The organism is Pseudofrankia coriaricola, from assembly GCF_001854805.1.
Lineage (GTDB): Bacteria > Actinomycetota > Actinomycetes > Frankiales > Frankiaceae > Pseudofrankia.
On sequence record NZ_MBLO01000069.1, the window covers coordinates 36,379 to 49,775 of the forward strand.

Genomic DNA, 13,397 nt, shown 5'->3' on the forward strand with positions numbered 1-13,397 from the left:
GCCGAGCTTTGCCGGCCGGTGTCACCCTGCCGGGAGTCGGGCGACGCGTCGTTGGACGGCGTCGATTCCTGGCACTGGTGGGCGGCCGATGAGGTTCGCCAGCGTGGCTGTGGGTGTGCCTGCCCAGTCGCCTCGGAAGTCGGCGTACAGGTCGATCAGCTGCTGCCTGGCTGCTGGCCGCAGACTGGAATGGGTCAGGTAGTTGCGATACTCGTCGCTGCTTACCGCCTGGAAGGGCACGCCGGCCAGCTCGGCAAGCTGGTCCCAGGTGACCTGGTCCGGGCCGGTGAGTTCGTGGACGAGGTGGTCGTGCCCGGGCCGGGTGAGAACGACCGCCGTCGCCACGGCCAGGTCGGTGACGGCCGCGGGGGTGGCCGAGGCTCCGGCCGCGGGTGCGACCAGCGCGCCGCCGGCCTTGCCCCAGATGACGTCGCGGGCCAGCGCGTCAGCCAGGCCATAGCCCAGGCGCAGGATCGTCCACGCCGTCCCCATGGTCGGTGCGATCGCTTCGAGGTTCTTGTAGTCCTGGATGACGGGCACCGTGGCGCGGTCGAGGTCGGGCCAGCTGGTCAGCACGATCCGGCCGACACCGGCATCGGCGGCGGCGCGGAGAGCGGCGGTGACGCGCGGGAGCCGGAGGGCCGGATCCGCGCCGAAGAAGGTCGCGTTGACCAACACCGTGTCGACACCGGCGAGGGAGGCGCGCAGCGTATCCGGGTTGTCGAAGTCCCCTGACCGGTAATCCACACCCGGCAGAGGCTGGACCCTCGCGAGCTCGCGGACCGTCCCCACGATCGGCTCACGGGTCTGTGTGCCGAGTGCTTCGAGGACGGCGCGGCCGAACTCGCCATTGCCGCCGGTCACGGCGATCGTCATGGTGCCTCCTACGATGTAACCGGGGTGCGTGCCCCGGAAATATACGGGGCGATTGCCCCGCTTACAAGGAGGCGAGGAGACGGTCATGGCCGAGCGGGCCCTGCGCGCCGACGCCCTGCGCAACCGCGCGAAGATCCTCGCGGCCGCCAGCGAGGCGTTCGCCAGGCATGGCGCGGACGTGCCCCTGGACACGATCGCCAGCCAGGCCCGGGTCGGCCCGGGCACGGTGCATCGGCACTTCCCGACCAAGGAGTCGTTGCTCGCCGCGGTCGTCACCGCTCGTCTCGACCGCCTCGCAGACCATGCCGAGACGCTCCACGGCGATCCGGCGGCCGACTTCTTCGACTTCCTCACCGAGCTCGCCGCCGAGGCACGGCACAACCTCGTGCTGACCTCGGCGTTGGGCGGCACCCTTGGCGCCGAGGGCGACAAGGCCGCCAGCCGTCTGTCACGCGAGCTCGAATCACTGCTCCAGGCCGCCCAGCGAGCGGGCGCGGTTCGCCGTGACCTGACCACCGCCGAGCTACACGCGGTCATCAGCGGCGCGCTGGCCATCGAGCAACGCCTACCGGCCGACCGCCAAGGACTTGGGCTACAGGTCGTCCTCGCCGGACTGCGCCCAGCGGACCAGTAGCAACGGATCCCCGGGCTGTTGGTCGATGGTCAGCGCAGGACGGTGTGCGGGATGGTGATGGTACGTAGCGCGCCCATCGCGTCGACGACGTGGCCGCGGCCGGGGCGGATGCCGGTGCGCAGCAGGCTTTGCGGGATCCGGGTGCCGATCAGGTCGCCGTCGACGGAGCTCTGCGGCGAGAGCAGCACACCCTGACGGGAGCGCTTCGCCTCGGCGAGCCAGCCGCCGAGCGCCTGGCCGAGCGTCTCACCGCTGCCGGCATAGGCCAGCCCAACACGGCGGTCGCGACCGGTCGCGACGACGGCGCGCAGCGGCGGCTCCAGCGGGTTGTTGTACCCGAGCAGGTCGACGTCGTCGACGAGCACGGCAACGGGCCGTCCGCCCCCGGTCCCGCCGGTCGTCGCCGCTCCGATCTCCGCGAGCGCCGCGGTGAGGTCGTCACCGCTGAAGACCGGCCCGGTGAGCAACCGGACGTCGGCGTGCGCCGCGAGCCGGCGCAGCGGCGACTCGCGCGGCGTCACGACCACCAGCGCGGTGCCGCCGGCCAGCAGCGACACACCCAGTGTCGCCAGCGTCGTGCTGCGGCCCGAGCCGGGCGGCCCGACGACCAGGAAGGTGTGCGACCGGCCGGCGAAGTCGACGACCACCGGCCCGGCGTCGTCGCCGCCCAGGCCGAGCAGCGCGCGCAGCGGCCGCCGGTCAACCTCGGCGACCTGCCCGAACGCCTCGGCGAACGTCACCGTCTCGGGCAGCGCCGCGACCGGGAACGGCACCCGACCGGACGGCGCTCCGCCAGCCCTGGCCACCCCGGCCTGGACCCCGCCAGTCCTGGCCGTGCCCGCCTCGGCGGCGCGCGCGGCGACCCCGATCCGGCGCAGCGCGTCGGCCTGCGCCTGCCCGGTCGGGTCGGGGGCCAGCAGGGCCACCTGCACCTCGGCCTGGTCCTCGGCACGCCAGCCGCGGCCCGGCGGGACGACCGCCGGCACCCGGGCCGACTGGAGGTGGATCGTCGAGTAGTCGGAGCGCTCGGTCATCCGCAGGACCAGCTTGCTGTCGACGAGTGGGGCCGCCCGGCCGGTGAGCAGCGCGCGCTCGGAGGTCGCGACGACGTGGACGCCGACGCCCGTGCCCTCCCGCAGCAGTGCCAGCAGCAGCTCGTAGAGCCGGCCGCCGTCGTGCTCCCCGAGCGTCGCGGTCAGCGAGTCCCAGCCGTCGATGAACAGCACCAGGTGCGCCGGCCGCTCGGCCGCCGGCAGCACGCCGCGCAGCTCCGCGAGCCCGGCGCAGGAGTGCTTGCCCAGCAGGGCCTGGCGGCGGGACACCTCGGCGGCGAGCCGGTCGAGCAGCCGGGCGAGCCGTTCGAGGTCGCTCGCGGGCACGACGGCGCCGGTGTGTGGCAGCTCCGCGAGCACCGCGAGCGCCCCGCCCCCGGCGTCGACGCCGTAGAAGTGGACGTCCGCGCTGGAGACCGCCCCGGCGAGCGCGCCCGCAAGGGTGCGCAGCACCTGCGAGCGGCCGGCGCGCGGCGTGCCGATGACGCAGAGATGCCCGAACGTGGCGAGGTCGCACATCACCGGGGCCTGCCGCTGCCGCGCGGGGACGTCCGCGAGCGCGTAGGGCACGGCGGGCAGCGCGCCGGTGCGCGCGGTCGTCGCGCGGTCCGGCCCGGTGTAGCCGAGGGCGCGCACCCGCTCGGCCAGCTCGTCGACGAGCAGCCTGGTGCCCAGCGGCGGCAGCCACGGGCTCGGCCGGGCGGCGGCGCCCTCCTCGTCGCCGGCGAGCACCGCCGCGGCGCCGATGGCGTCGACCAGGACGTCCAGGTCGGTCGCGGCCGCGTCCTCGTCCAAGGCGGCGACCGGCTCGGCGGCCGTGAACGGCAGCGGCCGGCCCAGGCCGATCCAGCGCAGCGGCACGGCCTCGACCGGCCAGCTCCCGGGCACCAGGGCGGAGCCACCAGCGGCGCCCTCAGCCCCGGCAGTCGCGCCAGCGCCGCCCGTCCCAGCGGCCGCGGACACGCCGGCCGCCCCAGCGGCTCCAGCGGCCCCAACCGTGCCGACCGCCCTGGGAGCCCCAGCAGTCCCAGCCAGGGCCGGCGGCCCTGCCGGGGCGGGCAACGAGGCCGTCGTGTCCACCTGCTCGCCGCCGGTCGACGCGGGCCGTGGCCAGGCAGCGGTACCGGCCTTCGCCGGCTGAGGCTGAGCACCGATGTCGGTACCGGCCGGGACGCGGGCGGGCATCGGCCCGTCGTAGCGACCGCCCGCGTAGGCCGTCTGGAACGGCACCGACGACCGCGCCGCGAGCCGGACGAGCGCCCGGCCGGGGATCGCGGCCGGCACGAACGCGGCGTCCTGGGTGTCGATGACGTCGGAGCTCTCGTGGGTGTCGGTGACCCGCAGCGCGATCCGCAGGTTCGTGTTCGCCCGGATGTCGGCGGTGACCGCGCCCCCCGGGCGCTGGGTGGCGAGCACCAGGTGCACGCCCAGCGACCGGCCCCGCTGGGCGAGGCTGACGAGGCCGGGAACGAACTCGCGCACCTCGCTGACGAGCGTCGCGAACTCGTCGATGACGATGACGAGGCGGCCGAGTGACGGCAACGAGGAGTCCTTGGCGCGCAGCATCCGGTAGTGCGCGAGATCCTTGGCCGCGGTCGCGGCCAGCACCTCCTCGCGGCGGCGCAGCTCGGCCCCGAGGGACTCCAGGGCGCGGACGGCGAGCGCCGCGTCCAGGTCGGTGACCATCCCGAGGGTGTGCGGCAACCGGACACAGCTGTGGAACGCGCTGCCGCCCTTGTAGTCGACCAGGACGAAGCCCAGCTCGTCCGGGTGGTTGCGGGCCGCGAGCGACGCGACGAGGGTCTGCAGCAGCTCGGACTTGCCGGCGCCGGTGGTCCCGGCGACCAGGGCGTGCGGACCGTCGCGGACGAGGTCGAGCACGAAGGGCCCGTCGAACCCGGTTCCCAGCGGGAACGCGGTCGTCGCGGGGCGGGCGCCCCAGGCGCCGGCGATCCGCCTGGCCATCTCGTCCGGCCCCGCGTCGGCGAGGCCGAGCAGGTCCAGCAGCCGGACCTCGGGGGGCAGGCCGCCGGAGTCGTCCGGGGTGACGTCGCGCAGCGGGCACATCGCCCGGCCCACCTGGTCGCACCAGGCCGGCGTGACCAGGTCCTGGCGCACCCCGCGAAGCTCCGGGGCATCCGACTGGCGGACGGTCAGCCCGTCGCCGTCCACCCGCACGACCGCGGCGCACTCCTCCGGCAGCAGCCGCTCGTCCGCGTCCAGGCACAGGGCGAACACTCGGACCGCCGGGCCCTCCTTGAGCACCTGCACCACGCCGGGAACGTCGCGCAGCCGCCGGGCGCCGTCGAGGACGACGACCACGTCCGGCTCCCGGAACAGCACCTGGCCCATCGTCGACCCGCGTGCCTTCGTCCGCGCCTTGACGAGCGCGACGAGCTCGGAGACGCGGTGCGCCACCGTCTCCGGGTCGGTGCCGACGAACGCGTACGGCGCCCCGGCCGCCGAGCCGTCGGCGGGGTTCGGCCGGGCGTGCGGCAGCCAGCGCACCCAGTCCCAGCGGGCCTCCCCCAGCACGTCGGCGAGAATCTCGACGCGTACGTCCCGGGGGCTGTGCAGGACGCAGGCCTGCGCGACCAGCCAGCGGGCCAGCCCGCCCACTGTCCCGGCGGGGCCGGCGACGCCGATGACCCCCCGGCCCGCCAGGTCAACGAGCACGGGGACGTCGGGGACGGTCCAGCGCACCTCGCGGGAGTAGCCGTCGACCGTCGGGTCATCGACCTCGATCAGGGACGGCTGGTCGGCGGTCCCGACCCGGAGCACCAGATGGTCCGGGTCGGCGCGGCGGCGTTCCCACAGCCGCCCGCCCGGCCCGGTCGCCGTGAGCCACGCGGTCGCCGGGTCGGGCGCCGCCAGGCCCCTGGCCTGCTGCTCGGCGGCGACGGCCGCGGCGAGTTCGCGGTCCACCTCGGCCCGTCGGGCGCGGTAGCGGGCGGCCGCGACGCGGAACTGGCGGCGCCCGCCGCGCCGGTCGGTGTACCAGTTCGCCACGCCCATGAGAGGCGCCATCGCCATGATGATCAGGAAGTACGTCGACCCGAAGAGCCAGACGAACGCCACGCCCATCACCAGTGGCGACAGCATCATCACCATCGGGATCGGCCGGCGCGTCGGCGTCGACGGCGGCGACGGGTAGCGCTGCCGGGAGTAGAGCAGCGGCGGCACGATCCGCGGCGGCCGGTTGAAGTCACGCCCCACGACGTCGAGCGAGGGGGTCACGGCGGCGTCCGGCTCGAACGGGTCGACGAGCCGCAGCAGGGTGTCACCCACGGCGAGGTCCATGCCGACCGGCCACGGCGACGAGGACGACGGGCGACCGGCGCCGCCCCGACGGGCGGTCGCTCGGCCGGCGGTCTTGACGCCCGGACTGTGCTCGCTCGCGGCGGTGGTGACGCCGTCGGGCGCGGCCGCTGAGCCGGCCCGGCCGGCCGAGCGCCCGGGCTTGCGGCGGGGGTCGCCGTGGTGGTTGACGTTCGTCGCGAGGTGGTGCTCGTCGGTCCGGCGGACCGGTGGCGCGAACGGCCGGGCGAGCCGCGTGGCGTGCCGGCGAGAGTCACCGGCCGAAGCCGGGGTTGGGGCCGGGGCCGGTGGGCCGTCGGGAGCCAGCCAGCTCACCCAGGTGTCGCCGGTGTGGCCGACGTGCAGCGTCGGCCCCCGCTCGGGCAGCCCGTCGAGCCGGATCGCGCAGTCGGCCGCCGAGCCGATGCCATGCACGCCCGGACCCACGGCCCACACCTGGCCGGCGTACGGACCGCCGACCGCGCGCACCTCGTACCAGTGCGCGTCGGAGGCCGCGAGCGGCTCGCCGCCCGCAGCGGGGCGCGCGGCGTCCCGCCACGGCGGCGCGGGCCCGACGGGCCGGGCCGGGCCGCCGACGCCGAGCCGGGCGCCACCGGCCAGACCGGACTCGCGCAGGGTCGCCCGCGGATCGAGTGGCGCACCGTCAAGGTAGAGGTCAAGCCCGCGAGGGCCCGCCGTGGCGCCCGGGACGGCCTGGTGGTCTGGGGCGGCCTGACTCGGAGTGGCGCGGTCCTGAGCTGTCGGCTCCGGACGGGCCGTGTCCGAAGTGGCCTCATCCAGAGACCAGCGATCCGGAAAGGCATCGTCGGCTGGCGGGGGCGGCGGGCCCGCGGCGAGATCGTCGCCGAGGTCCCGGGCGAGCCCGGCGGCGACCGTCGCGATGGTGCTCGACGGCCGGGCCGCCAGCGCCACGTCGAGCTCGGCGCCGGACGGGAGGGTGACGGTCAGCGGCACCGAGCCCACAGACGACGTCGTCATCGCGCCGCCTCCCTCACCGGCGGCGTCGCCGACGCCGCTGTCGCCGTCGTGATGGCCGGGTCGGCGGCGTCCGGTGTCGCGTCGGGTTCGGCGAAGTCGGACGCGTCGACCGGGACGGCCACCCCACGGTCTCGTCCGGGCCTGGCCGTACCGGAGCCCGGCGGCGCGTAGTGGCGCGGATCCGGCGTCGCCGCCGGCACGGCCGGAGCCGCCGGCACGGCCGGAGCAGCGACGGGCGGCGGTGACGTGGACGGGGACGGCGCGCGGAACGGTCCCGGCGGGACCGGCGGCGCGGCCGGAGCCGCTGGCACGGCCGGGGCAGCGGCGGCCGGCCGTGACATGGGTGGCGGCGCGTGGAAGGGGCCCGGCGGCGCGGAAGGCGCCGGTACGGGAGCCGGCCACGCCCCCGGAGCGCGCCCCGCCGCGGGAGCCTGCGGTGGCCCGGGGAACGGAGGCATCGGCAACGGCGGCATGGGCACCGGGCTTCCCGTCGGCGCCGGCCAGGAGTGTGGAACCGAAGGCGCGGGAACCGGCCCGGCCCAGGCGGGCGGCGACGGCGCGTGCAGGGGCGCGGCGGGGGCCTGCTCCCCCGCGGGCGGCGTCCAGGAGCCCGGAGGGACCTGGCCAAGGGGCGCGGGGCCTGGTTCCGTCGTGGTCTTCCGCGCCGGCGCGGCCGTGGTCATCGCTCGCCGGCGCACGGCCGCGGGGCGTAGCACCCGCGCGACCGCGCGCTCGAGCGGCGCCGAGTCCACGGTGATGCCGAACTCCGGTGCGGTCAGCCCCCCCACGTCGTCAAGCACCAGCCGGAAGCCGGCGCCGGACCAGGCGCCGGCGACCAGCACCCGCACCGCCGGGTCCCGCCGGGCCGCGGCGGCGAGCAGGCCGGCCTCGGCGTCGTCGGGCCGGGCGCAGACCAGCACGATGAGCGAGGAACGGCTGGGAGTGTCCGTCTCCGGCCGCGGGCCGGCACCGGTCGATGTGCTCGGGAGCTCGCCGAGCGCCACGGCGAGCGTCGGACCGCCGTAGCCGGGCAGCACGTCATCGGTGACGACCAGCCGCGCCGGGCGGCCGGTGGCCGGCAGGCCGGCGGCGAGCTGCGCGGCGATCATCGCGGCGAGGCGCCGGCCGGCCTCGGGCGGACCCTCGATGGCACCGACAGCGGGAAGCGCGGCGAGGTCGAGCAGGACGAGCGCCCGCTGCCTGCCCCGCCCGGACACGCCGACGGCGACCAGGACGCCCGGCGCGGGCTCGTCCGGCACGCCGCGGCCAGTAGCCAGCAGCTCTGCGCGGCCGGCCGTCCATCGACCGGGGCCGGCCGGGCGCCAGGGCGAGCCCAGGCCACGCCTGGCATCCCGCGAGGACGGGTCATCGTGGCCTCGCGCCGCTGCGCCCGGACCAGGCCGGGCGGGCCGCAGCGTCGCGCCGACAGTCACCTGCGCCGGACCGGCGGCCAGCAGATACGCCCGGCCAGGCGTCCGCGCGCCGGCCACCGCGGCGAAAGAACGATCCCGCAGCGCAGGCACCTCGGCGTCGAGCAGCGCGGCCGCGGCGAACCGTACCCGCAGCCAGTAGCGTGCCGGCCGCCAGGCCGCGGCAGCGAGGCCGACGACGGCGCCGCGCAGCGAGCGGGCGAGCCAGGCGACGGCCCGCTTCCAGCCGACCGCCCTGGAGAATGCCTGGGCTCCGACCAGCGCCAGCACGACCGCCACCGCGACGGTCAGGCCGACAAGGATCGCGTGCCGGTGGGTGGTGAACAGCCCGGCCGGGCCGAACAGCGCCGCGCCGGCGGTCACGGTCGTCACCGGCGTCCCACCGGCCCCTTCGCCATCGGCGGCGCGTGCGGCCCGGGCGGCGTCGGGTTGGTCGTCAGCGGACGGATCGTCGGCGCCGGGACGGTGGGTGACGGGACGTGGCTGTCGGAAAGGCTCGCGTCGTCGACGCCGCCCTGCCTGCCGTCGTCCACGATGGTCCGCCGCCCTGGGAGATGTCCGTTCCAGTAGGGCCGTCCAGGTGGCCGGCCCTGTCACGGGGCGGCCGGGAGGGGGCCGCTCCTCGGCGGGCCGGCAGCCTGGGTGCCGCGCCCAGCGGGCTCGACGGCCAAGGTCACGACCAAGCGCCTCAATCTGGACAATACCGAGCCGGCCTCGGCCTGTCCGTCTGCGTCGCAAAGCCCTTGGGTGAACGTTGGCGCGCGTCAGAGCTTTACGCCCGCTACCGGCCTCCGGGGTGCCGCCGCGGTGGCGACCGGAACCTGATGGCACGGCCCGCGACGGCGAACGGCCGGCCCGCCGCGTTTCTGCCCGGCTCGCGGGCGCTGTCGCCGCGCCCCCCGTAAACGACTCGTCGCAGTGGGCGTGGACTGGTTGGCTGTCCGCTGTGCGGGTTCTGGTGACCGGGGACCGGGGGCTGGTGGGCACGGTGGTGACGGCCGCGTTGACGGCGGCTGGGCACCGGACAGTGGGTTTCGACCTGGCGGACGGTCATGACGTGCGCGACGCGGCGGATCTCGAGCGGATGGCCGCGGGCTGCGACGGGATCGTCCACCTGGCCGCCGTCGACGAGCCGGTCGACGATCCGGATCTGGCGGAGTTCGGGCCCGCCACCACCGGAACGGACGCGGTGGTGTTCGAGACCAACGCGCTCGGGACCGGCAATGTGCTGCGGGCCGCCGAGCGGCGGGGTGTCCCCCGGGTGGTCGTCCTGAGCAGCGTGGACGTGCTGGGGTGCTTCGGCGGCCGAGGCAGGCCCGACTACCTTCCGCTCGACGACCGGCATCCCACCCGCCCGGCGGGGGCGTACGGGATGTCGAAGTGGCTCGCGGAGCGGATGTGCGCGGCGGCCACCGCCGCGACCGGTGTGTGCACGGTGTGCCTGCGCCCACCAGGGGTGTTCACCGAGGAGATCTACGCCGGGATACGGCGGGCCAGACGCGACCATCCCGACTTCGAGTGGTCCCCGTACTGGGAGTACGGCGCCTTCCTCGACGTGCGGGATCTCGCGTCCGCGGTGGAACGGGCGCTGACCGCGCCGCTTGCCGGCCATCACCGGCTGCTGCTGTGCGCGGCGGACATCTCCTCGTCGAACGACCACGCCCGCACCTTGGCCGAACGGCTGCTCCCCGACGTCGAGTGGCGGGGCGGGCCGGAATACGAGACCGACCCGTTCCGGGCACTGGTCGACGCGTCCGGCGCCCGCGCCCTGCTGGGCTGGGCACCGCGGCACCGCTGGCGTCCTCCCCACAGGGTGTAGAACGCCGCCAACAGAACGACGCTCGACCGGCTCGTCGTCGGGCGGGGTCCGCCGACGCGACCGATGAGTTCCGCCTCGTCGCGTCGTCTGCATGGTGGGAACGTCCCATTCCGCGCCTGCGAGAGTCCCGAGCTGAGACGACAGGAGCGTGCACACCATGGCCGAGGAGAACGTGAGCGCCACCCTGACTGTCGCCGTGCCCGCCGCGAGGGTGTTCGCGGTGCTGGCGGACCCGACGACCCATTCCGCGATCGACGGCACCGGCTGGGTTCAGGAAGCCGCCGACCAGGCGCCGCTGACCGAGGTGGGGCAGATCTTCCGGATGGGCATGTATCACGCCGACCATCCAGACGGTGACTACCGGGTGGTCAACAAGGTCCAGGTGCTCGACCCGCCGCGCGCCATTGGCTGGCTGCCGGGGACGGAGAAGGGCGACGGTCACCTGGACTTCGGCGGCTGGATCTGGCGTTACGACCTGGCGTCACTCGGCCCGTCCGAGACCGAGGTCACGCTCACCTACGACTGGTCAGCGGTGCCGCGGTTCATCCGGGAGTACCTCCAATTCCCGCCGTTCGGCCCCGAACATCTCACCAACTCGCTGCACCACCTGGCCGAGCTTGCCGCACCGACGGTCTGAGCCGCTGCGGCCGCGGCGATATCCCTATCCCAACCCCTGAACCGCCCGAGTCGCCGCCGCGGCCGGAAACCGGCATGGTGACCATGGCGCGACACCTCAAGATTTCACCAGTTGGGCGGACCTGCGGGGAACACGCGCGGATAGCGGATGTTTTCCACAGCCTGCGGTTACCACTACGCTCCGCTGCGCCGGTTACACCTGAGTAGTCCCTGTCAGATTTCCCTTCGGAGACACGTCAAACATCGCGAACATTCGACGACCGCCATGACTCCGTCACCGTGACAGGTGGTGCCCCGTCGGGCGAGCACCGTCGACGCCATCAGGCCATCGGTTTTCTGATTATGGCGACCGCGGTGACGTCCGGCGGTCTCCTGACTGGTTGCCAACCAATGCCGGGAGTTCCCCTCCCCATCGACCAGCGACAAGCACGACCGCCCGTCGCAACCTCCGACCCTCCCTGTGAGGAGCCATCGTCAATACCTGTGGATCTGGCGTGCTCGTCGTTTGCCAATCAGTTACTTCGGAGCAGCCGTGCGGCGGTCTGGGCGGGAGTCTCGTTGCGGGTGTAGATCGTCCGTGTCGCGACCAGCTCGGTGCCGCGGTCGTCGAGCCAGTGGGCGAGGAAGTCGTGCCCGTCGACGATCCAGGATCGGCCTTTGCTCGCTGTGCAGCGTCGCCGTAGCACGGTCAGTGAGCCCTTGCGCTCAGGGGAGGGAAGGAGACGGACCACATCTCGGCAACGGCTCAGTGCGGTGCGGACCGTGACCAGGTGCCGGTGATCGGTGTAGCTAGTGTGGCCTGCGCCCAGTGCAATGACGGCGTCGGGATGATCTGCGGCAGCACGGGCCACGGCATGTGCTCGGGCCGGTTCCCATTCCACTTCGGCCGCAAGGCGTCCGACCGCGGCGATGCGCTCGCGGAGTTTGGCGATGCTCCATCCCACCTCCGCGTAGTACCCGTCCGCGGTGGCGTCCAGATCGACGAACGGTTTGTGCGTCCTCGCTGCAAGCTCTCGGCCGAGGGTGGTTTTCCCAGCGCCGGCCGGACCGACCAGAACCATCCAGGGTGCCTCAGTGGCCGCCGGTCGGCTCACGCGGCGATCACCTCATCGCGTTCTACGAGGCGACCCCGTTCGAAGCGCGCTCCGGCGCGGACGAGGGCGACGAGGTGGGGCGCGTTCACGGCCCGCCACCGCTGCTGGGCGGACTCCACCAGCTTGAAGACCATGGCCAGGGCGGCGGTGCGGGAGCCGGCCCCGCGGGTGACCTTGGTCCGCAGCCTCACGGTGGAGAAGGTGGACTCTATGGGGTTCGTGGTGCGCAGGTGGATCCAGTGCTCGGCGGGGAAGTCGTAGAACGCCAGCAGCTGGTCCTGGTCGGCGGTGATCTTCTTGACGGCTTTGGGGAACTTCACGCCGTAGAGCTGGGCGAACGTCTTGATCGCCGCCTCGGAGCGGTCGCGGTCCTCGGCGTTGTAGATGTCCTGGATCGCTTTCTTCGCTCCGGGCTGCGCGGACTTCGGCAGGGAGTCGAGGACGTTGGCCGTTTTGTGAACCCAGCACCTCTGCTCGCGGGTGGTGAGGAACACGTCGGCCAGAGCCTTCCAGAAACCGAGCGCGCCGTCACCAACCGCGAGGACGGGGGCACGCATGCCCCGGCGGGCGCAGTCGCGCATCATGTCGGCCCAGGATTCGGCGGATTCGCGGTAGCCGTCGGCGAGGGCGACCAGTTCTTTGGAGCCGTCGGTGCGGACCCCGACGAGGACCAGAACGCAGCCTTTGGCCTCCTCCAGACGGATGTTGAGGTGGATGCCGTCGGCCCACACGTACACGTAGTCGGCCTGGGAAAGGTCACGGTTCATGAACGCGACGTGATCGGCCTGCCACTGCTGGGTGAGCCGGGTGACCGTGGCCGGTGAGAGCCCGGCCGCCGAGCCGAGGAACTGCTCCAGCGCCGGGACGAAGTCCCCGGAGGACAGCCCGTGCAGGTAGAGCAGCGGCAGCACCTCGCTGACCTTCGGGGACTTGCGGCACCACGGCGGCAGGATCGCCGAGGAGAATCGCTTGCGCTCGCCCGTGGTCTCGTCGACCCGCTTGTCGTTCACCCGCGGCGCCTTCACCTCGACCGCCCCGGCCGCGGTAGTGACCTTCCGGGGCTGGTGGTAGCCGTTGCGCACCACCAGCCGCCGACCTTTGCCGTCTTGCTGGTCGGCCAACTCGGCTATGTAGGCGTTGACTTCGGCTTCCAGGGCCGCCGCGAGCATCCGCCGGGCGCCCTCCCGAACGATCTCGTCTATCAGGGAGCTGTTCGGCATGGTGCCGTCGTCGTTGACTACGCTGAGCACGGACGTGCCTTCCCGACCGGTGCTGCGAACACCGGCCTACTCGATGACCATCAGTCGATCACTCGGGAAGGTACGCCCTTCGCACGCTTCCCGAGCTCGATCCACAGGTCTTGAGCATGTCTCGCGGACTCCCGCTGCCCTCCCCTCCTCTGGTGGCTGGCCGGGGTCCGGGGCAGCGCCCCGGTGCGTAGTAGGCACTACTCCTTATGTCGTGCGCCTTGTTCGGTAGGGACCGTGACTGTCTGAGGTGGTACCGGCAGGATGGGCGGATGACGCGGCGGTGGGTGCAGTCGGCACATCATCGACCTGG

The 13,397-nt window shown here is 74.0% G+C and carries 9 protein-coding genes; 3 read left to right on the plus strand and 6 right to left on the minus strand.

Going from position 1 to position 13,397, the window contains the following annotated elements; translation table 11 throughout:
• Positions 1-21 precede the first annotated feature (21 nt).
• A complete protein-coding gene (locus BCD48_RS12365; protein WP_071048505.1) occupies positions 22-876 on the minus strand; it encodes an NAD(P)H-binding protein in 855 nt (284 codons plus the stop codon).
• 85 nt (positions 877-961) lie between these two features.
• Between BCD48_RS12365 and BCD48_RS12370 the strand changes: the two genes are divergently transcribed.
• On the plus strand, positions 962-1,510 hold the full coding sequence (locus BCD48_RS12370) for a TetR/AcrR family transcriptional regulator (RefSeq protein WP_071048506.1): 549 nt from the start codon (positions 962-964) through the stop codon (positions 1,508-1,510).
• A gap of 29 nt (positions 1,511-1,539) precedes the next feature.
• On the opposite strand, the gene BCD48_RS54830 is transcribed toward BCD48_RS12370, so the two are convergent.
• From BCD48_RS54830 to BCD48_RS51200, 3 genes are read right to left on the minus strand one after another with little or no spacing between them, the layout of a single operon-like run.
• Positions 1,540-6,858, minus strand: a complete 5,319-nt coding sequence (locus tag BCD48_RS54830; protein ID WP_083418529.1) for an FtsK/SpoIIIE domain-containing protein — start codon at positions 6,856-6,858, stop codon at positions 1,540-1,542.
• Entirely contained in the window at positions 6,855-8,660 is a 1,806-nt protein-coding gene (locus tag BCD48_RS12380; RefSeq protein WP_071048508.1) for a hypothetical protein, read from the minus strand. The genes BCD48_RS54830 and BCD48_RS12380 overlap by 4 nt, the downstream gene beginning before the upstream one ends.
• A complete protein-coding gene (locus BCD48_RS51200) occupies positions 8,657-8,821 on the minus strand; it encodes a hypothetical protein (protein WP_157910482.1) in 165 nt (54 codons plus the stop codon). Before BCD48_RS51200 ends, BCD48_RS12380 begins: the two co-directional genes overlap by 4 nt.
• 413 nt (positions 8,822-9,234) lie before the next feature.
• On the opposite strand from BCD48_RS51200, the gene BCD48_RS12385 reads away from it, so the two are divergent.
• Both BCD48_RS12385 and BCD48_RS12390 read left to right on the plus strand, forming a co-directional pair.
• Positions 9,235-10,107 (plus strand): NAD-dependent epimerase/dehydratase family protein, encoded by an 873-nt coding sequence (locus BCD48_RS12385; protein WP_071048509.1) that lies wholly within the window; start codon positions 9,235-9,237, stop codon positions 10,105-10,107.
• A gap of 157 nt (positions 10,108-10,264) precedes the next feature.
• Positions 10,265-10,744 carry an SRPBCC family protein gene (locus BCD48_RS12390; RefSeq protein WP_206745008.1) on the plus strand — a complete coding sequence of 160 codons (480 nt, stop codon included), beginning with the start codon at positions 10,265-10,267 and terminating at the stop codon, positions 10,742-10,744.
• Between the two features lie 511 nt (positions 10,745-11,255).
• Here the strand turns inward: BCD48_RS12390 and BCD48_RS12395 are convergent.
• Positions 11,256-11,837 carry a shikimate kinase gene (locus BCD48_RS12395; protein WP_131803943.1) on the minus strand — a complete coding sequence of 194 codons (582 nt, stop codon included), beginning with the start codon at positions 11,835-11,837 and terminating at the stop codon, positions 11,256-11,258.
• Complete coding sequence (locus BCD48_RS12400) at positions 11,834-13,087, minus strand: IS256 family transposase (protein ID WP_116271496.1); 1,254 nt, start codon at positions 13,085-13,087, stop codon at positions 11,834-11,836. The genes BCD48_RS12395 and BCD48_RS12400 overlap by 4 nt, the downstream gene beginning before the upstream one ends.
• Between the last annotated feature and the right edge of the window lie 310 nt (positions 13,088-13,397).

Coding starts and splice junctions, on each gene's coding strand:
- BCD48_RS12365 (WP_071048505.1), bottom strand. CDS start 876: ATGACGATCGCCGTGACCGGCGGCAATGGCGAGTTCGGCCGCGCCGTC.
- BCD48_RS12370 (WP_071048506.1), top strand. CDS start 962: ATGGCCGAGCGGGCCCTGCGCGCCGACGCCCTGCGCAACCGCGCGAAG.
- BCD48_RS54830 (WP_083418529.1), bottom strand. CDS start 6,858: ATGACGACGTCGTCTGTGGGCTCGGTGCCGCTGACCGTCACCCTCCCG.
- BCD48_RS12390 (WP_206745008.1), top strand. CDS start 10,265: ATGGCCGAGGAGAACGTGAGCGCCACCCTGACTGTCGCCGTGCCCGCC.